Below are 20668 nucleotides of genomic sequence, written 5' to 3' on the forward strand. Positions count from 1 at the left end.
GTTAAATGCAACATCAATCCAGACGTAATTCCACTGCCTGCAGACCGCCGCAGCTGAGTCGTTTTGTTTTCCCTTTCTCCAGAAATGTCCGGATTTCGACTGCCTCGGTTTTGGTGAGCTGGGTGCCTGTCTCTTGTGTTCCTTTCAGCTGAGAGACGCGTTCGGTCCAACGCAGTTTGAGTAGCGTCCGGTACTTTCCATTCTCCGCCGGTTTGATTGTCCCCTTGACCCAGACGCCAAACTTCAGCTCCTGTTCCCCTTGAAATCCTGGCTCCAGACCGCCGGAAAAAGAACGGATCTTTCCCTGGGGGTTCACTTGCACGTCACAGTCCAACAGCCGTTTCACCTTCCCGGACTGAGTCTGCTCCAGTAGTTTGATCGTAAAGATCTGTTTTTCTTTTGAATCATCTGCAGCCGGTGTATTTACAACGGTGAAACCGGTGATCAGCAGACACATCAGAAACGTTACTTTTTTCAACATCAGAGACTCCTTTCTGATTTTCCATCAAGGCATTAAAGCGGTCGGAAAAATCTGGGGTTTTCCCGTTTACAAAAGCTCAGACACGTTCTGGCTGATTTTTCGTGTATGATTCTTCATTAATCCCCCGCACCTGGTCGCGCCAGGGAATCCAGTGATAGGCATTGTCTCTGGTAAAATACGAGCGAATGATCTCGGCGGTCACGTCATCAGCCAGCGTATTGATTATTCTCTGTACGCGAATCAGTTCGTAACCAATCACCAGCAGAACAATCAGGCCTCCGCCGCTGGCTCCGATCAGACATCCCATGATCAGAAACGGCCAGTTGATTAACGCAGGATACAGATCCATTTTTTTCATTGCTGTTGGACTCGATTCAAAAGTTCTTACTTGAAAGGAGCGACTGTGAGCTGCCTGATTCCCTCAATCATCCTGTAACAGCACCGGACACAAATCATCATAGATCTTCGGCGGCACCAGTCCCTTCCGTATCGCAGCCAGTTCTTCACCCGTAAACCAGGTCACCTTAAACGTCGCGCCATCCGACTCAATCCCTTCTGCCAGCAAAGCAGCTTTCACAGAATCAGAGATGCGGCACTGATAATGATACATGATTTCATGTTCGGGAACCCCATTAAATTCGAAAATCGACTCATGAAAATTGAGGAACTCAAGCGTCTGATCTTTCAGCCCCAGCTCTTCAAACAGCTCCCGCGCAGCGGCATCCTGCAGCCTTTCTCTAAATTCGACGCCTCCGCCGACGGGAATATAAAACTGGAATTTCCTGCTGGGATCAAACCCCTCAGAGAGCAACACCTGCCCCTGGTGGATCAGTGATATAATGACTTTGGTGCGAATCTGCATTTCTCTCTCCCTCATTATCCCTTTCACAATCAACTGTATAGACGGCACTGTGAAAATCGGGTCACCGCGACTGCTCAAACTGAACTTGACCCCGTCGCGCCACTGGCGATAAGCGTTGATCTGGGTCGCGCGCGTGCCCAGTTTACAGTGCACCGAAACACGGGCCACTTGTTTGTATTCTTCACTACAAATGGGCCTGTTTTTTCCAGATTTGCACTGCCTGAAATGACACCGGTTCGTGATGTGATCCTGCGGGTCGCCCCACATCGCAGGCTTTCGTCCCGGCACCACCTCAGCACCGCCAAACATCGGCCCCCTATCAACGCCCATCGCCACATTTTATTGTTCATTCCCGTTGACCTCCCCACGCCTTTCCACAAAATAGTCACAATGCAACAAGCCACAGACCACTGAACCACAGATCGAACACCAGAATGAACTCCACAACAATAACAAACTTTCAATATCCTCTCCCCCGTGCGGGTGCCTCTGTCGGCTTGCCCGACAGTGCTGGTATTAACGTCTCCATACACGTTTTCCAAAGCATTATAAAAGAAACGCCCCAGTCCCCGCAGATGAAAATCCCGAACCACTCGAAGATTAAAAAGGAGGTTCAAAAAGCTGTCATCGATATTCACCATAGAACATTCCCGATGAGCCATTGAACCCTTGCCTCCGGCTTTCCGATCCCGTTCACAAAAACCGCGGCTAACGTGAAAGTAAAAAAGGGTAACCCCGGATGCAATCCGGGGTGAGCGCAGCGAACAGGAAACTGACAGAACAAGCGCACAATTCAGAACAACACATCCGACCTGCCTTGCCGATAGGGGCTGTCCCATGTGTCAGCCCGCCTGGCGACGATCAACACGGCATAGCGGACAATGGGAACAGCTGAGACACCCCAATCAGAAATTTCGACCACGAAAACCCAAAACCAGCCATAAGAAAAAAGGGTAACCCCGAATGAAATTCGGGCCGAGCGCAGCGAGCAGGAGGTCGCAGCTATCACGTACTATCCATAATCGGGCTTCCTATACCCATTCGGCACGGCCGGACAAGCCGGTCCGTGGCACACGAAAACCCCTCTATTAGTTGCAATATCCCCTATCGGATCAGACGTGCGTGTGCCAACGTCGGCTTGTCCGACGGTGCTGATACAAACCCCGAGAAACCTCCCGAAACGGGTTGCCCCGAACCTGTTTTTGGTTCCTGGAACCTTTATTTTAATCAAGAAATATTTCAACTCAACCAATCTAGTGGGTAACACCGAATGAAATTCGGTGTTGTCGGAGACAACAGGAAGTTGTAGTGTGAACATTGTCTGTTGATCAGTTTAGCCTTACTCTGCCTGGAGCAGGTAGGAAACATGGCTCTGATTCGAACGTGTCAGCCATGACCTCCTGCTCGCTGCGCTCGGCCCGAATTATATTCGGGCCCACCCTGAATTTTGGGGGATTCGATCCTGTTGAAATGATTCTGCGTTTCTTTCAGACGCCGAACACTTCTTCCAGCGCGGCCCGCATCACTTTGGGATCGGGGTCCACGCCGGTCCAGAGCTGGAAGCCGATCACGCCCTGGTTAACCAGCATGCCCAGGCCGTCGAGCGTCGGACAGCCGATTTTCGCTGCTTCGCGGAGCAGGTGGGTTTCGGGAGGATTGGGGATCACGTCTGAGACGATCATGTTCGACTTGAGTGAACTGAAATCGAGTGGGAAGACCGCGTCCACATCGGGATACAGGCCAATCGACGTGGCGTTGATCACGACATCGACATCATCGGCCAATGTATAATTACCGTCCCAGAGTTCGAAGCGGGTGCGCACTTCGGTTTTTTCATTGAGCAGCCTGACCAGCGCTTCGCCGCGCTCGGCACTGCGATTGACGATGGTAATTTCTGCGGCTCCCGCGAGCGCCGTCTCCACACCAATGGCCCGGGCTGCACCGCCGGCACCAAACATCACGATCTTCTTCCCCTGCGGATCGGTTACTTCTTTTAATGACTGCACGAAACCTTTGCCGTCCGTATTATCACCCAGCAGGTGATCGCCCTGGCGGACAATACAGTTGACGGCTCCCATCATCGCCGCCGCATCGCTGATGCCGTCCAGGTATTGAATGACTTCGACTTTATGGGGAATCGTCAGATTCGCACCGCGAAAGCCCATTGCCCGCAACCCTTCAACCGCCGACTCCAGATTTTCAGGCGCGACCTCAATCGTCAGATACCGCCATTCCAGACCACAGGCTTTGTAAGCCGCCTCGATCATGCACTGGGTCGGGTTCTCTGCCACCGGCTGCCCGAAAACGCACGTCAGTTCCTGTTTGAAATTCAACGGCTTTGTCATGATGTCATCAGTTCCTGAATTTGGGTTGAGCAAAAACGCCTTCGCGCTGAATGGTTCGGCACAGAGATTCCATCATACGCGTCCCCGTTTCAAGTCACAACTTTAGCCGATCCCCGGATTCCCTGATTGCAGCGGGTCCACTTCCCGCGTAAACTGAAAATCTGAAACACGACGCTCTGATCAGTAACATTTTGACACCTGTCCGAAAGAACTTGACGTTTGAAAAAACGAATTCTCATCACGCTGGCAGTACTCCTGGTTCTATTGCCTGTTTGCCTCTTCCTGTTTGTCGGCTGGAACGTGAGATCCAATGCGCGTGTCACCCTCAGTCGCGCACAACGCTTCCTGGCAGAAGGGAAGCCGGATGCCACATTAAATGAACTCGAGTGGCTCCGCTGGTTCGAACCCGATCAGCCACGCGCACAACTTCTGGCTGGTGAATGTTACTTCGTGAAAAAAGATTATCCGGCGGCGATTGAGTCGCTCTCTCAACTGAACGAAACGTTTCCCGATTACCGACGGTCCTCCTTTGCGCTGGCACGCAGTTATGAAAACACCGCTAAGCTGGCCGAGGCCGAACGCACTTTAAAAGCACATCTGGCTGCGTTTCCGGATTCACAGGAAGCAGTCACACAGTTGCAGTGGATCTATTTCAACCAGATTCGTCTGCGAGAGTTGGAAAACCTGCTGGAGCGCAGCCTGGAGACCTGCCCGAACCAGTTCCTCCAGTTGTATCATCTGCTGAATACCGAACATAAAAACCCGATTGCGCAGGAATCGATCAAACTGCTGAACCGCATTAATGAGAAAGAACCGGGACAACCTTCCATCATGCGGGCCCTCGCTTACTGTCACTGGAAGCTGGGAGAGATCGACCAGGCAAAATCCTATCTCGAAGCGGCCCGACAGGCGGAACCCCAAAACGTGGAAACTCTGCTGGTCGCCTTTGAATTTTATCTTGAACTGGGAGAACTGGAAGCGGTTCAGCAACTTGTGACCGAATTAGAAAACCAGCCCGAGGATTTTCAGCAACAGCTCCAGCAGGATGACCGCTGGCTGTGGCTGCAGAGTCGCCTGGAGCAACAGCAGGGAGAAACATCTGCCGCGCTCGAATCTATCCAGGCAGCCTCCCGTCTGCATCCGGGAGAGATTAAATATTTGCAGGAGGAAGCCATGCTGCTGCAGGCGCTGGGCAAAAAAGCAGAGGCGGCGGAGAAATTTCAACGCGTCAAGCAGCTGGCCGCCAGTCATCGGGAGCTGTATAAAATCGTCTCCAGCGGTGCACTGGAATCACCGGACGTTGAAATGGCACAAGAGATTGCCAATCACCTGGAAATATTGGGCAAACAGAAGCAGGCAGCAGCCTGGAAAAATCTGGTGTACCAGTTTCAAAGCAGGCAACCCACGCCGACGCGCTGATTCACGCTGGCAGCCTCTTTGACTACGTCGCAATATTCTCCTGGGTCTCCGGAAAACCGAGGGCATCGAATATCCGTTTGCAGGCCTGTGAACGATTCAAGACATAAAAGTGGATCCCGGGCACACCCTCTTTGATCAACTGCTCGCACTGGCGGATCGCATATTCCACCCCAATCTCAAACTGGGCCTCCAGATCATCCTGCGCCGCTTCCAGTTGGCCTACCAGATCGGCGGGGAACTCGGAGCTGCACATCGACATGATCCGCTGGATCCGCCGATACTCGGTGATCGGCATAATTCCGGGAACGATCGGTCGGTCGATTCCCGCTTTCAGGCATCGCTCACGGAATTGATAAAAGTGTTCGTTGTTAAAGAACAGTTGTGTATAAATCGCGTCGGCGCCGGCATCGACTTTCCGTTTCAGGTTCGTCAGATCGACCTCGGCATCCGAGGCTTCCGGGTGACATTCGGGATAGCCGGCAACGCCGATACCCATATCTGGGAAATGTTTACGAATCAGCGATACCAGCTCATTGGCATATTTCAGGCCCCCATCCGCGGGAACAAACGTTTCCTGGCCGGCAGGAGGGTCACCCCTCAGAGCCATGATGTTGGTGATGCCCGCATCGACGGCATTCTGCAGCCATTCGACCAGTTCCTCCCGGGTCGAATTCACACAGGTAAAATGAGCGGTCGCTGTATTATGTAACTGATTCTGAATCAGCGCACATAATTCGATGGTTCGTTTACTGGTAGACCCCCCGGCGCCATAAGTACAGGAAACAAAAGCGGGTTGATAACGAACCAGCTCTTCCAGCGTTTTAAACAGCTCTGCATCCCCGCTTTCATTGCGTGGGGGGAAGATTTCCACAGAGAGGCCAAACGTTCCACCTTGGTATAATTCACTGATGCGCATTAGGTTTTCTTGTCTTCAGAGGGTTTAAATTCGCCTGTCAGGATCTAAAATGAGAGAGATTCCAGCTAGCGTAGTGTATAAATTATGTGTTTTGCAGGTCAACAAACCTGTATTTTCTATTGCCAGCCCGGTTCGTATTGCCTATCTTGCAGTCAGGGTAGACCACGTTGATTTCAGACTCGGATGATGGCAGTTTATGCTTCCTGAACTAGATGAAGCAACAGTGATAATCACCTTTCCCTGACTCAGAGATGAATGACCTCAGATTGAAGACTCTGTAGAAACACAGAATCAGCTCCGTTCCATTCAATTATATAATAGTCGATGATGCTGTTTCTGGTCAGTGTGATTTTTTCCGCTCAAGTAAAACAGCTTTAAAACGATGATTCAAGTCGATTGCTGCTTGAATTGAATTTAGATACTCCCCTTTTCTATTGAACCAACAAGGATTGAGAATGTCGACCGAAACCAACTCACTGCCGTATAAAGTAAAGGATTACAGCGCAGAAGAATTCCAGAAGCTCGCTGCCTGGGGTCGTAAGGAAATTGAACTGGCTGAAACGGAAATGCCAGGTCTGATGTCGTTCCGGAAAAAATACGGTAAAGATCAACCCCTGAAAGGGGCACGGATCGCGGGTTGCCTGCACATGACCATTCAGACGGCAGTCCTCATCGAAACTCTGACCGCTCTGGGCGCAGAAGTCCGCTGGTCCAGCTGTAACATCTTCTCCACCCAGGATCACGCTGCTGCTGCCATCGCAGCGACAGGCGTGCCCGTCTTCGCCTGGAAAGGCATGAACGACGAAGAGTTTGACTGGTGTATCGAACAGACTCTGTTCTGGCCCGACGGACAGGGTCTGAACATGATTCTCGACGACGGCGGCGACCTGACCGTCATGGTTCACGAGAAGTACCCGGAACTGCTGAAAGAAATCAAAGGTCTGACCGAAGAAACGACCACTGGCGTTCACCGTCTGCACCAGATGCACGAACAGGGAAAACTGGGCGTGCCTGCGATCAATGTGAATGATTCGGTCACAAAGAGTAAATTCGACAACCTGTATGGCTGCCGTGAATCACTGGCCGATGGCATCAAGCGTGCCACCGACATCATGATCGCCGGTAAAGTCGTTGTTGTCTGTGGCTATGGTGATGTCGGTAAAGGCTGTGCCGACGCCATGAAAGGTCTGGGAGCCCGCGTTCTGGTCACAGAAATCGATCCCATCTGTGCCCTGCAGGCTGCGATGGAAGGTTATGAAGTCACCACGATGGAAGACGCTGCCAGCCGTGGCGATATCTTCGTCACTGCCACCGGCTGCTGCGATGTGATCTGTGGCGAACACCTTGATAAGATGAAGAACGAAGCCATCATCTGCAACATCGGCCACTTCGATTCCGAAATTCAGGTCGCCTACCTGAAAAACCGGAAAGACATCGAACAGATCGAAATCAAACCACAGGTTGACAAGTTCGTTTACCCCGATGGCAAAGCTCTGATCGTCCTCGCAGAAGGCCGACTGGTTAACCTTGGTTGTGCCACCGGACACCCTTCATTCGTCATGTCTAACAGCTTCAGTAACCAGGTCATCGGCCAGATTGAACTTTGGAATGAATCTGATAAATACGAAATCGGCGTCTACATGCTGCCTAAGCATCTGGACGAAGAAGTCGCCCGTCTCCACCTGGACAAACTGGGTGTGAAACTGTCTAAACTGAGCGACAAGCAGGCTGAATACCTCGGCATTCCCGTCGAAGGTCCTTACAAACCTGAATACTATCGCTATTAACGGCGATCGTCTGCTGAAATTAGAAACTTGAAACACCCTCCGGATGACGCATTATCGTGGTCCGGAGGGTTTGTTTGTTATGCAGGGAAAACTCTGATTGTCTCTTTGCAGCTGAGTTTTTATAATCGCAGAAACTGACTGGAGTTAAGCCAGATCCTGCAATAAATTTTCCCATCGAACAGAGAAAGACTGCTTCATGACACGCATCACTTCACGCCGTGACTTTCTGAAACAAACATCTGCATTCACTGCCGGGCTCGCCTTTTCCAGCTGGGCCGGTTCCGCTCTGGCGACCACTGCAGTCAACCAGCCTCTGTTTGACATTTCACTGGCCCAATGGTCTCTGCATCGCGCATTGCGTGGCGGGAAACTGGATAACCTCGACTTTGCAAAAGTCACCAAAGAAGAATTCGGCATCGAAGCAGTCGAATATGTGAACCAGTTCTTCAAAGACAAAGCCAACGATGAAAAATATCTGGCTGAGATGAACAAGCGGGCCGCGGCTGTCGGCGTGAAAAATGTGTTGATCATGATTGACGGAGAAGGGGCGCTTGGCGATCCTGATGCAAAGAAGCGAACTCTCGCGATTGAAAATCATCACAAGTGGGTGACCGCTGCCAAAACACTCGGCTGCCACTCCATTCGGGTGAATGCCCGCAGCAATGGCAGCTTTGAAGAGCAGCAGAAACTGGCCGCCGATGGCCTGCGTCGACTCACCGAGTTTGCCATGCAGTACGGCATCAATGTGCTGGTGGAGAATCATGGTGGTCTCTCCTCCAATGGTGCCTGGCTGGCGGGCGTGATGAAAATGGTCAACCTGCCCGAATGTGGAACGCTGCCCGACTTCGGAAATTTCGTGCTCGACCGTAAAACCGGCGAAGAATACGATCGCTATAAAGGGGTCAAAGAACTGATGCCTTATGCCAAAGCCGTCAGTGCCAAGACCCATGATTTCAATAAAGACGGAAATGAAATCAACACGGACTACATGAAGATGATGCAGATCGTCCTCGACGCCGGCTACCACGGTTATGTGGGAATTGAATATGAAGGCAAAAAACTCGATGAGTACGCCGGCATTAAAGCCAGCAAAAAACTGCTGCTCAAGGTCCGGGAAGAACTGACCCCGGAAGAGACTGCCGATCCCTGCTGCTCTCAGGAAAATTACTACGTCCCCCGACGTGGTCTGTTCCGTCGTGGTTTGTTCCGCAGATAAACGCCTGACCGTTTATGAAATAAAAAACGCCCCCTGGTCCAGTAGATCAGGGGGCGTTTTGTGTATCTCGATTTCTTTATGAAGCCCGATGGACTTTGGAGACGTCACGATCGGAAAGAATTTCGCGTGCGACATCCGTTACAAAGTTATCTGCTCCCAGCCACTTTTCTTTTTTCGGAGCAGGGGCCCCGACATTCATTCCCACACCCGGATTCCATAAAGCGGGCAGGGTATGTTTGATGGCCGACATATAAGTCGTGAAAACAGGATATTTCGTATCGGGATTATCCGCCTGGTAATTATCCATCTTTTCCACAAGCTTGTTATGAGCAATTTTGGGATGACGATGGTGAGGACCATGCACGAAAATATCAAAGTTAATGTAAGTACAGATTCGGGTAATCAGATTCGATCCGATCACGGTACGAGTACCCAGCAGGGGATCATAACTCTGCATCCCCAGGTGTTCGGTATATTTACGGAAGGTCTGAATCACACTGGCAATCCAGTGAGGAATCACCCAGGCCATCAGGAAAGGAATCCAGACGGAAAACCAGGTAACGGCACCCAGAATGGCTGCCCAGACGACGGCCATCACTGCGTATTCAATCCGCATGGTTTTGATCACCTTGGGATTTTTAACCGGTGTTTTCCTGCTGAAGCAGAGGCGGCTGTAAACGAAGGGGGAAGTCACGAATCCCAGCGGGAGTTCCAGCCAGCAGAAAATGCGACGAAACGTCAGGGATGTCGTGGGGTCCGAATAGGGCCACAATTCCCAGTCGCCTGGTTTATTCAAGTAGGCATGATGACGGATATGGGCTTCACGGTAGGCAGTATATGAGACGAACAGCATCGTGCCGATAGCACGACCCAGCCAGATACTTACCCAGGGCTTGCCACAAATACCCTGATGCGATGTTTCATGAAAACAACTCGACCAGCAGAACATGCTGTAAGCGGCAACCAGCGTGCAGCCGATCACAAACGGCCAGGCGGTTGTCGGCCACTGAAAAGCCAGTGCCATGATGGCCGCTGAACCAAACAGGGAATGTAAAAAACGGGGAGTTGTCGACTTTGTCTCGAGATCAGAAATCTCTTTGGCGGTAAAATGGGTCACCGACATGGCACGTACCTCCTGGTTGTGCTCAAACTTTCAAAACGGATCGTTAAAATACGTATCGGAAAGTTGAGACCAAACACCATCAAGTGAAATGCAACAATTGGCCCAGATCACATTGCGCCCCGGCAGAGTCTGCCTGAACTACCCAATCTTCCCGACTTTATAACCATAAGTCAGAAAAAGAGGTGATGCATAATTGAAACATGCAACAACACAGGTAATTTGCACAATCTATGAAATCTATGTAGTCTGTATCGAATATAGCGACTATACAGAACACATGCGAGCAAATTTAATTCCCGTGGACAAATTGACCCGAAAAATTATTGCTTTGAGGGGGGGAGATAGAGGTAAGAATCAGGAAAGAGTTGTTTTGTCATCAAAATCGTCTTGGATTTGCCGCCCTTCCAGATATCCCATTGCGGGTCGGCATATTTGGAAAAAAACTGATCCAGTCGCTGTTTGAGTTCCTTTCTGGTCTGTTTCGAAGCAGGCTGGTCGATCCGGTTCCTGTGCTCTCGTGAATCTGTGACCAGATGATACAGTTCGTTCGGTGATTCGCGATACCGTTCGATGTACTTCCAGTCCTTTGTACGGATGGCACGTACATTCTCGAATTCGTAGAAGACGACTTCGTCCCAGGGAATCTGTTCTCCTTTGAGAACTGGCGCAAAATTACGCCCTGGCGTTGCGGGCTTCGCAGGTATTTTATCCTGAAGTCCCAGATAATTCAGCAGCGTGGGATACACATCGTAATTAGCCACCATCATATCCTGGCGTGCTCCGGAGACAATTTTTCCCGGCTGTGAAAAGATAAGCGGGATCGTCATGGTCCAGTCGAAAGCGGTCAGCGGTCGTGTGTGATCTCCCATGCCCCAGTAACCACTGTGGCCGCCTGACAATCCCTGGTCTGCTGTGAAAATTACCAGTGTATTTTCACGTAAACCCAGATCTTTGAGCGTCTGCATGATCTGGCCGACCCCATCATCCACGGCAGATACTTCGGCCGCGTATTTGCGAATAATCCCCAGGTCACCAATCCAGTCTCCGTAGTTGAAATTCCAGGGCTGTGCTTTTTCCCGGGGAAACGAAGGGAAAGTCATTTTTTCATATTCAGCTTTGAACCGGTTGCGAATCGGTTCTTTCATCGCCGAACCTAAACCGTAAGGACCATTGTAAGCCAGGAACAGAAAAAAGGGCTTCTCCTGATTCTGTTTGATAAACCTGATTCCATGTTGTGTCCAGAGATCAGTCAGATACGTTGGTTCCTTGCGTATTTTCTCGTTTTCAATGACGTTCTGATCATAAAAACCGGCACTGCCACCATGCGGTTTGGTAATCCAATACGAAAAACCTTCCTGCGGATACAGGTTATCACCCAGATGCCATTTCCCTGATAATCCGCAGACATAACCGGCATCATGCAGTACCTGGGGAATTGACTGAAATTCCTCCAGGGTATTGAACGAATCGGGGCCGGTTTGAATCCGGGTTCTGAGAAAACAATGTACGCCATGCTGGCAGGGCATCAGTCCTGTCAGAAAACTTGCCCTGGTCGGCGAACAGACGGCGTTATTCGCAAACGCACGGGTGAACAGGGTCCCTTCTTTGGCCAGCTGATCGATGTGGGGGGTTTTGATATCCTGATTTCCATAGCAACCCAGGGTCCACTCGCCATGATTGTCTGTCATAATGATCACGACGTTGGGACGCTGCTGATCCGCCGCTGCAAGCTGCTCCGTAAAACTGAAATTCAGTAATAGAATCAGACAGAAACAGCAGACAGTAGAATATAACCGGCACATGATGGCAGCCCTCCAGGATATCAAATGTAACAATGTTGATATCAAGCATGATTCATCCCCATTCGCATTTCAAGCTGTACTCTGATCACGGCAGAGTTTTTAGCGAAAAACGGGGAGGCCAGAGATGTGACCTGAATACAGACTGGAATACATCACATATAACTATCGCGTCTGTCAATCTAATCTACTCGGTTCAAATGGACCTGGAGACGCATTTATAAAACTGCACACAGTCTAATAATGAGGTGGTTTGTCCTGCAGCGGATCGGGACCCTCGTCTTCCACTTCCAGCGCTCCCATACGCGAATCCAGGAGTTTGAGAGACTTTCCCAATGTATCCACGATGGCGTTCTGCTGCAGTACAGCTTCATTCAACTGTTCGACATCGTGTTGCAGGTGCATCAAGACGGATTCTACCTGAGTTAAACGTGCGATGAGTTCTTCCAGACGGGAAGTATTCTCAGTCATAGTGAAAATCGCCTTTCAGGGAAGCTGTTTTTCTTATACAGTTTGTGGGTTAAAATACCATCTGGATTTTATTGACTCGCGTTCGACTTTGAAACAACCTGACAGGTCCGATTCCCCATGAATCCACGATTTCGGTACTCGCTGCTGCTGCTTATAGTTGCCTGCGTCATCATCTTCGGAGATGCTCACGATTCCAAAGCAGCCGAACATCACTTCCAGGTCCGTTTCCTGAAATCGATTCATCCTGAGCCTTTCACGGGCCGCGTTTATCTGATTTTTACCAAATCCGGACGTGAGCCGCGGTTGGGACCTTCCTGGTTCCAACCGGAGTCCTTCATTGCCTGTGATGTGACCAACTGGCAGCCAGGCGAACCGCTCGAGCTGGGACCTGAAACCAAAGGACTACTCTCATATCCCCAGCCATTAGCAGAAATGGATCTGGCCGGATATCGCGCGCAGGCGGTCGCACGCTTTAACAACTCAAATCCCAAAATCGGCACCGCCCCCGGAAACGGATTTAGCCAGACTCATCAGCTGAACGGCGGCCTGGTCGCAAACATCCCCTCCTTCATCATTGATCAACTGGTGCCGGAAAAAACGATTAGCGAAACCCAGTGGATCAAATACTTCCAGATGCGATCTCCTCTTTTGTCTCAGTTTCACGGTCAGGAGACAGGCCTGGAAGCCAGCGTGATCTTGCCGCAAAGTTATTATCAGCAGCCTCAACGAAAATATCCGGTCATCTATTCCATTCCCGGGTTTGGCGGCGATCATCTACGCAGCCTTCCTCAAGCACCGATTGCAGAACGAAATGTCGGCGGCGTTGAATTCATCCGCGTACTTCTCAATCCGCAATGTCGCTGGGGGCATCATGTCTTTGCTGATTCCGCTACCAATGGACCTGTCGGAAAAGCGTTTACCACCGAATTTATACCAGAGCTGGAAAAAGCATTTCGAGCCATCCCCCATTCACGCGCGCGATTTTTAACCGGACACTCTTCCGGCGGATGGTCGTCACTCTGGCTGCAGGTCACCTATCCCACTGTCTTTGGCGGCACCTGGAGCACCGCTCCCGACCCGGTTGATTTTCGCGACTTCCAGCAGATCAACATCTACGAACCGGGGAGCAACGTCTATCGAGATGCGAACAACCAGCCCCGCCCGATCGCCCGCAGAGGAAATCAACCCATCCTCTGGTTCGAACCTTTCGCGAAAATGGAACAGGTGCTCGGGCATGGCGGACAGCTCCGTAGTTTTGAAGCGGTGTTCAGTCCCCGCGGTGCTGACGGAGAACCGCTGAAGCTCTACGACTGGGAAACCGGCACAATCAACGCAGAAGTGGCAGATGCCTGGAAAGCATATGATATTCGCCTGATCCTGGAAGCTAACTGGAAACAGCTGGCACCCGAACTCGCGGGAAAAATTCATGTCTTCATGGGAGACCAGGACACCTTCTACCTGAATGGTGCCACCCAGTTGCTCAAGCAGACGCTGGAACAACTCGATGCCGACGCCGTGGTGGAGATTCACCAGGGGAGAGACCATTCAAATTTATTGAGTCGTGAATTGATGCTGCGCATCCGCGCAGAAATGGTTCAGGCTTTTCTCAAGTACCAGGCTGAAATCCAGCCGGCAGAATAACATGTCTCAACTGCCGATGTAGCGGGCATAGATGGTCTTGGCAACTGCAGGGTCATCGGTACCTTTGATGATCGCCCTGCCGTCACGAAACAGGCTGATTTCATAATCAGGATTTTTCAGATTCAGCCGCAGCAGATAAGGGTTCACGTCAACGCTGCCTGAGTTCTGTAATTTCAGTGCCAGTTCTTCAAACGCAATTTTGCCTTTGTCGGCGGGAGAAACCTGAACCGCATTGCGACCACAAAGACGTGTCGTACGGGACCCCTGTTCTCCGTTCAGCCAGATTCGTTCCCCCTGGTGACAGGCTTTGCAGCCCCCTTTCTCCCTCAGATCGGCAAGACTCATCTGCCGGAACGATCCTTCCCAGACATCGACGACCGTCAGAACCGGTTTGATCTGTTCGACCTGGCCGGAAAGCAGCTTGATCGCATCGACGGCTTCCAGCGACGCAATCACGTTGACGGTTGGACCCAGAATGCCCGCGGTATCACAGGTCTCTGTACTGCCGGGTTCGGGTGCGGAATCAATCAGGCACCGCAGACATGCCGACTTGCCTGGCAGAATCGTCATGGTCTGCCCGGTACTACCGATGCAACCACAGTAAATCCAGGGAATCCCCAGTTCCAGTGAGACATCATTGATCAGGTAACGGACTTCAAAATTATCCGTGCCATCCAGAATCAGATCGACGTTTTCCGCCAGCCTCAGGATGTTGGTATGGTCAATGTCTTCTACGACAGCCTCAATCTGTACTTCACTGTTGATTTTTTTCAGTTTTTCGACAGCCGCGATCGCTTTGGGAAGTTTCGCAGCGACATCGTTCTCATCAAACAGAACCTGTCGCTGCAGGTTACTGATCTCCACGAAATCCCGGTCCACGATTTTGATCTGACCAACACCCGCTCTGACTAGAGTTTCTGCCAGAACGGTCCCCAGCGCACCACAGCCGCATAACAGCACACTGCTCTGCATTAAACGCGTCTGACCTGCTTCGCCCAGTTCTGAAAAAAGCACCTGGCGACTGTAACGTTCTAATTCGGGTTTCATTGCCTGTCTGTCCGTCTGGTTCCAGTGAAGAATATCTGCTGTTATTTTAGCAGGCGGACACTGGGATAACAGGTATCCAGACTCAGAACGGAAAAGATCCTCTATCGCACATGGAAAAAAGGCCTCACCGATACCTTCAGCGAGACCTTTTTTGTGTTACGGATTCCGTGCTGATTCAATCCAGACTGATTTCCTGCAGGACTGAGACAAACTGCGGCTTGATCAGTCGATGAGTCGTATCCGTCCAGCCTTCAGAACTCACTTTCAAAGTGATTCTGGGCTTGATCCAGGTCGCAACCTGGCTGGTTTTTACAAAAGGCTGTTTCTGTTCCAATTGGGGCAGACGTTTCTGCCATTCCAGTCGAATGTCTTCGGGAAGTTCACTGCCTCGGATATAACCTGCATACACCAGCTGCTTGTTATAGGAAGAAGCTAACAGCACTGCGTCAATGGTTCCATTTGGCAGAGCCGAATAGCCGACGAGCAGACAGTCAGACTCCAGGCGTGGCGCCGTTTCAGGTTCTGCCACCGGTTCCGGCTCTGGTTTGGGTTCTTCTTCCGGTGCAGGCATTGCAGCCTGAGCAACGGCAGCGGCTTTTGCTTTGGCAGCTGATGCTGCGGAATCTTCTTCTTCAGTACCACCGGCAAAGTCATTTAAAGCATCTTCGATATTGTCTGCGCCACCTTCACCATCCGCGGATTTGGACTGATCAACGACTGATGACAGCAGATTGACATTGGCTGTTTTTTTAACACCCCAGTCTTTGAACAGAGAATTGAATTCGAAACCGCCGACGATGGCAAACGCACCCACAACCAGCGTCAGCCCCCAGACAGCCAGATCCAGTTTCCAGGCACCTTGAGGAAAACGGCGAATCGCGGGTCGCCAGATTTTGAATGGCGTTACGATGATACTCAGGATACTGAAATCTGCCGAACGGGAGACCGCATTCAGATAAGCGATAAAATGACCGACTAAAAACATCATCAGACCAACCGTCGCCTGGGTGATTGTCCACAGACAGAGTTGACCAGGATCTTCGCAGTAAAAACGCCCGCCCACACTCAAACCGATTGCGGCCACTGTTCCCACACCCAACACCCAACCCCAGGCGGGAATCAGTTCCCAGATATTCTGAGGCTGTGGTTGCTGTTCCAGTGACTGGCCCTGCATGTCAGTCTGACCGACACATTTCCCCAGCTTGGGATAGAAACCACATTGGGGGCACCACGAAGAGAGCCCCCAAGGCTCATACGTACCACATTCCGAGCAGGTTGGCTGCGCCTGTAACTCTTGAAACTGTTGCAGAAGCTGGTCTGTATCTTGTTTTGTATCTGGCATGGCTCAGTGACTTTTTGAAGTTGGCGGAGTATGTAGATCAACACAATTTGTTGCGAGACTCCGTGAACCTTAGCTTACAAAACACCACTTCAACGAACTTTGACTTCGATAAAACACCACAGAGGAATGAAAAACTGCACACCGCACTCCAGACAATCCCTGCAATCCCTACAGGCAGTCTGTAAAAATGATGGTCTATAAAAAAAGCCGACGTACCCAAAGGCACGTCGGCTGAATGTCTGATGCTGTCCGATCAAGTGATCGGTCGATGCAGATCAGTTGACCTTAAGCAGTTCGATGTCGAAGATCAGTACTTCGTTGGGACCGATATCAGGTCCTGAACCACGCTCGCCATAGGCCAGATCGCTGGGAATAAACAGCTGCCATTTATCCCCTTCTTTCATCAGCTGTAATGCTTCTGTCCAGCCACTGATCACGCCACTGACAGGAAATGTAGCGGGCTCGTTGCGTTTGTAAGAGCTGTCGAACTCAGTACCATCGATCAGAGTACCACGATAATGTGTGGTAACACTGTCTTTAGGACCGGGAGTTTTTCCCTTACCCGATTTGATCACCTTGTACTGCAGTCCGCTCTTGGTGGTTTTCACACCTTCTTTTTTCGCATTGGTTTCCAGAAACTTTTTGCCCTTGGCCACATTTTCAGCCTGGGCTTTTTTCATCTTGGCTTCCTGCTGCTGACGCAGTTCCTGCTGGAAAGCAAGCAGCGTGGCGCGGATTTCATCCTCTGTCATCTGGGGTTTCTGCTTGGTCATGGCATCCACGATGCCTTTCGCCAGAACTTGCGGATCCAGATCGAGCTGATCCCGCATCAGGTTCTGACCGAGATTAAAGCCAATTCCATAACTGACTTTCTGTTTCTGGTCTTTGAGACCTGATTTACCGGAAGCTGCTTTTTCGTTTTGTGCATTAGCCGAAGCGGAAAAACCGAACGACGCGATACATAAACAGGCAGCGAGATGCCATTTCGACATAAGAAAAACCTTTCGGTGAACAATGAAAACGAGTTTAAACGGGAGAGACCATACGAGTCGGCGAGATTCGGCTGGCTGCGTTTGCCCCCGAATTAGCGGGTGATGTATTGCATGGCGTCCTCTTGCGCAGAGGATCTTTGACAATTTCAAAGTATCGATTATATGAGACTATCAAGGGAAGTGTCTACAATAAAGCACCCTTCTCCTTGAAAACAGGGCTTTCTCCTGCAGTTTGTCCCGAGAAAACTCGCTGAAGCGCATCCCGTTTCACCATCGCGTCTTTCAATCGATTAGACTCGGTCCAAATGGACCCGGAGACGCTACAGCATAGTGGGACACAGTCCGGAAGCCTCAGCTGACCACTTTCTGAAAACGGGTAACCGCTTCGTTGATATTATCTCTGGTGTTGAAAGCACTTAACCGGAAATAACCTTCCCCGGAAGCACCAAAACCACTGCCGGGAGTCCCCACCAGATGAGCTTTCTGCAGCAGTTCGTCGAAAAATTCCCAACTGGTCGATTCACCGGGTGTTTTCAACCAGACATAAGGAGCATTGACGCCGCCATAAACAGAGATTCCCACCGATTCCAGCCCTTCGCGAAGAAGTCGTGCATTTTCCAGATAGAAGGAAATCAGGCCCTGGATCTGCTCCCGGCCCTGTTCGGAATAGACGGCTTCTGCCCCTTTCTGGATGATATAGGAAACCCCATTGAACTTCGTACAATGACGGCGGTTCCAGAGTGGGTGAATCTCTGCCGGCTCTCCACTGGCAGTCGTCCCCTTCAGTTGTTTGGGAACAACTGTGAACGCACAGCGGGTTCCTGTGAAACCGGCATTTTTGCTGAAGCTGCGAAACTCGATCGCCACTTCTTTAGCACCCTCGATTTCATAGATGGAATGAGGAATCTCTGGATCGGTAATAAATGCTTCGTAGGCAGCATCAAACAGAATGATCGATCCGTTGGCCCGGGCATAATCGACCCACTGTTTCAAGGTTTCTTTTGTCGCCACAGTTCCCGTGGGATTATTGGGATAACAGAGGTAGATCAAGTCGACCGGGGACTCGGGCAGGGGAGCCACAAAATTGTTTTCGGCGGTCACCGGGAGATAGGTCAGACCAGCATAGCGGCCACTTTCATCTGCAGCGCCCGTGCGGCCAGTCATCACATTCGTATCAACATAGACAGGATAAACCGGATCCGTCACAGCGACTTTGTTATTGGCGCCGAAGATGTCCAGAATGTTTCCGGTATCACACTTGGAACCATCAGAGACAAAGATTTCGTCTGCTGAGATATCAACGCCCCGCGATTGAAAATCGTTCTTTGCGATCGCTTCCCGCAGAAATCCATAACCCTGCTCAGGACCATAGCCACGAAAGCTGCCCGCATCACCCATCTCATCAATGGCAGCATGCATGGCTTCACGAATCGCAGCCGGCAGTGGCTCAGTCACATCTCCGATTCCCAGTTTAATGACGGGGGCATTCGGGTTCTCTTCGCAGAATTTATTGACGCGACGTCCGATTTCCGGAAACAGGTAACCCGCTTTGAGCTTGAGATAGTGATCGTTAATAAAAGCCATTTCTCGCCTCGAATCTTGATAAATGCTGAACGTAAGACTGTGTCCCGTTTTACTGTAGCGTCTCCAGAACCATTTGGACCGGGTCTAATTGCCTGGCAGATACTCTGTCTAAATGTGATACGCTCTAATCGCTGGATGACAGCCTGGAATTCGTTTCCATTTCAGAAAGCCGTTGTATTTTGAAACTCGACGAATTGCAACCGACGCACACAGGAGAGACCGCTTTTCATTAAAAAGGTTCTCTGGTTACTTCATTGGAAACGGGCGGGGAGTGGCGTTCAACAGGAATTCCTGAGACAGAGCCTCGATCTGGGATAAGCCGTTATATTCTCTGATTTTACGCTCACCCGACCAGCGATCTGCGGCACTTTCATACAGCAGTCTGATTCGGGGTTGCGACGCATCCCCGGGTGAATCCTGTTCGACTGCTTTGCCAACAGCAATCGCCACTCCCAGTTGAAATCGGGCCTGCGGATACAGGGGTGCCCCCAGATCTGCCAGTGACCAGCGTTCGACGCGCACACGACACCAGCGACTTAAGGGCCGGGGAGAATCTACAAAGGGCTGCAGGTCAGGGGGGAGATCCCACTTTGCTTCTTCGTCAATCAACAGAACCACGCGGTCATGATGGCTCGCATACAATCCCCAACTGGGCCAGTGATCGAAATAACCGGTGGGCTCCAGCAGAGGCGCCAGCAATGCAATCCAGATCAGCGTTTGCACGGCTCGTTCAAGACCGCTATATGTCGGCGGCGACAGTTGCTCTTCAGCTTGTCTGCCCACAGGCTCAACAGACGTCTGATTCTGAAACCAGGTATGAAACAGAATCAGATCCTGAAAAATGAAATACACATTCCAGATCAGAACACCCTTGTAGTGATTTAGCCCGAGGGGCCCAATCGCGAGCATCAGCGTCAGATGCATTCCCACGGCCGCCCATAAAGCGACTTGCCTCGTGCGGCGGAAAAATAACCCGAATGCAATCAGAAATTCTCCGATCGGAAAGGAGGCTGCGATCCAGCTTAAAGTCTGTGGCGACCAGTAAGTCGTTGAAATACCCACTGCTGAAAACAGCCCTTCCGCCAACTGACGCCCCAGTGTCTGAACAAAACTGGCATCACATTTGGAGAGTGCGGAATAAAAATAAATGCTGAGTACAAACAGGCGAAACAATGGAATCGCGCGAGGCGGCTTAAGCACCGTGAGGATCAGCAACCCCAGTGCAAACTGGTAGGCCCAGGGCTGCAGACGATGTTGATCGAAAACAACTTCCAACAGAAATGAGAGCAGAAACAGACAACCGCAAAGCATCTGAAACCGCGGAGCAGATTCGTCCTCGGGTTTCTTCTTAAGCAGTGATGCTACCGACAACACGAAGAGACTGATCAGGGTCAGGACCATGATGGCAAAGGACAGCCAGTCGACAGCTGGCGGTAATTCAGACACCCGTGAAAATAAGGGAACCTGTGGGAAGAGTGTTTGCGGCGTCCAGAGTTTCCAGGTCAGACTCAACAGCACCAATGCAAACAGTGCCATGGTTATCTGGAGAATTCGCAGTTGTAATTTCAGTGGCTCGCGGAACATGAATGGAATTGCCGTTTTTAATTCAGATTATACCGCACGTCCTGAGGTTTCTCTGCGTT

Annotated in this window: 17 protein-coding genes; 4 read left to right on the forward strand and 13 right to left on the reverse strand. The window is 50.9% G+C overall.

Annotation, left to right across the window (positions count from 1 at the left end; translation table 11 throughout):
• Positions 1-13 precede the first annotated feature (13 nt).
• The 4 genes from GmarT_RS29110 to aroE all read right to left on the reverse strand — a co-directional run bounded on the left by GmarT_RS29110 (position 14) and on the right by aroE (position 3688).
• A complete protein-coding gene (locus GmarT_RS29110; RefSeq protein WP_002644975.1) occupies positions 14-481 on the reverse strand; it encodes a hypothetical protein in 468 nt (155 codons plus the stop codon).
• Between the two features lie 76 nt (positions 482-557).
• Positions 558-830 carry a hypothetical protein gene (locus GmarT_RS29115; protein WP_002644974.1) on the reverse strand — a complete coding sequence of 91 codons (273 nt, stop codon included), beginning with the start codon at positions 828-830 and terminating at the stop codon, positions 558-560.
• Between the two features lie 72 nt (positions 831-902).
• The gene (locus GmarT_RS29120; protein WP_157158910.1) at positions 903-1343 is read right to left on the reverse strand and encodes an NUDIX hydrolase; all 441 of its coding nucleotides are present in this window, start codon (positions 1341-1343) and stop codon (positions 903-905) included.
• Between the two features lie 1487 nt (positions 1344-2830).
• Positions 2831-3688: a shikimate dehydrogenase gene (aroE, locus tag GmarT_RS29125; RefSeq protein WP_002644971.1), complete on the reverse strand. Its 858-nt coding sequence runs from the start codon at positions 3686-3688 to the stop codon at positions 2831-2833.
• Positions 3689-3907: 219 nt separating this feature from the next.
• Here aroE and GmarT_RS29130 point away from each other — a divergent pair, with 219 nt between their 5' ends.
• Complete coding sequence (locus GmarT_RS29130) at positions 3908-5107, forward strand: tetratricopeptide repeat protein (protein ID WP_002644970.1); 1200 nt, start codon at positions 3908-3910, stop codon at positions 5105-5107.
• A gap of 22 nt (positions 5108-5129) precedes the next feature.
• Here GmarT_RS29130 and metF read toward each other — a convergent pair whose 3' ends face one another.
• On the reverse strand, positions 5130-6023 hold the full coding sequence (gene metF, locus GmarT_RS29135; protein WP_002644969.1) for a methylenetetrahydrofolate reductase [NAD(P)H]: 894 nt from the start codon (positions 6021-6023) through the stop codon (positions 5130-5132).
• 455 nt (positions 6024-6478) lie between these two features.
• Here metF and ahcY point away from each other — a divergent pair, with 455 nt between their 5' ends.
• Together ahcY and GmarT_RS29145 are read left to right on the forward strand one after the other, a co-directional pair.
• Positions 6479-7810, forward strand: a complete 1332-nt coding sequence (ahcY, locus tag GmarT_RS29140) for an adenosylhomocysteinase (protein WP_002644968.1) — start codon at positions 6479-6481, stop codon at positions 7808-7810.
• 196 nt (positions 7811-8006) lie between these two features.
• A complete protein-coding gene (locus GmarT_RS29145) occupies positions 8007-9026 on the forward strand; it encodes a sugar phosphate isomerase/epimerase family protein (protein ID WP_002644967.1) in 1020 nt (339 codons plus the stop codon).
• 76 nt (positions 9027-9102) lie between these two features.
• On the opposite strand, the gene GmarT_RS29150 is transcribed toward GmarT_RS29145, so the two are convergent.
• From GmarT_RS29150 to GmarT_RS29160, 3 genes are all read right to left on the reverse strand, one after another.
• Complete coding sequence (locus GmarT_RS29150) at positions 9103-10149, reverse strand: fatty acid desaturase family protein (RefSeq protein WP_002644966.1); 1047 nt, start codon at positions 10147-10149, stop codon at positions 9103-9105.
• Positions 10150-10469: 320 nt separating this feature from the next.
• Complete coding sequence (locus GmarT_RS29155; RefSeq protein WP_002644965.1) at positions 10470-11951, reverse strand: sulfatase family protein; 1482 nt, start codon at positions 11949-11951, stop codon at positions 10470-10472.
• Between the two features lie 234 nt (positions 11952-12185).
• Complete coding sequence (locus GmarT_RS29160) at positions 12186-12419, reverse strand: SlyX family protein (protein WP_002644963.1); 234 nt, start codon at positions 12417-12419, stop codon at positions 12186-12188.
• A gap of 117 nt (positions 12420-12536) precedes the next feature.
• Here GmarT_RS29160 and GmarT_RS29165 point away from each other — a divergent pair, with 117 nt between their 5' ends.
• Positions 12537-14060 carry an alpha/beta hydrolase-fold protein gene (locus tag GmarT_RS29165; RefSeq protein WP_002644962.1) on the forward strand — a complete coding sequence of 508 codons (1524 nt, stop codon included), beginning with the start codon at positions 12537-12539 and terminating at the stop codon, positions 14058-14060.
• Positions 14061-14066: 6 nt separating this feature from the next.
• On the opposite strand, the gene GmarT_RS29170 is transcribed toward GmarT_RS29165, so the two are convergent.
• From GmarT_RS29170 to GmarT_RS29190, 5 genes are all read right to left on the reverse strand, one after another.
• Complete coding sequence (locus GmarT_RS29170; RefSeq protein WP_002644961.1) at positions 14067-15107, reverse strand: ThiF family adenylyltransferase; 1041 nt, start codon at positions 15105-15107, stop codon at positions 14067-14069.
• 175 nt (positions 15108-15282) lie between these two features.
• Entirely contained in the window at positions 15283-16449 is a 1167-nt protein-coding gene (locus GmarT_RS29175; RefSeq protein ID WP_002644960.1) for a hypothetical protein, read from the reverse strand.
• A 275-nt stretch (positions 16450-16724) separates the two neighbouring features.
• Complete coding sequence (gene bamJ / locus GmarT_RS29180; protein ID WP_002644959.1) at positions 16725-17441, reverse strand: BamJ family beta-barrel-assembly machinery protein; 717 nt, start codon at positions 17439-17441, stop codon at positions 16725-16727.
• Between the two features lie 351 nt (positions 17442-17792).
• A complete protein-coding gene (locus tag GmarT_RS29185) occupies positions 17793-19025 on the reverse strand; it encodes an LL-diaminopimelate aminotransferase (protein WP_002644958.1) in 1233 nt (410 codons plus the stop codon).
• A gap of 246 nt (positions 19026-19271) precedes the next feature.
• The gene (locus GmarT_RS29190) at positions 19272-20609 is read right to left on the reverse strand and encodes a hypothetical protein (RefSeq protein ID WP_002644957.1); all 1338 of its coding nucleotides are present in this window, start codon (positions 20607-20609) and stop codon (positions 19272-19274) included.
• Between the last annotated feature and the right edge of the window lie 59 nt (positions 20610-20668).

This window comes from Gimesia maris, assembly GCF_008298035.1.
Taxonomy (GTDB): Bacteria; Planctomycetota; Planctomycetia; order Planctomycetales; family Planctomycetaceae; genus Gimesia; species Gimesia maris.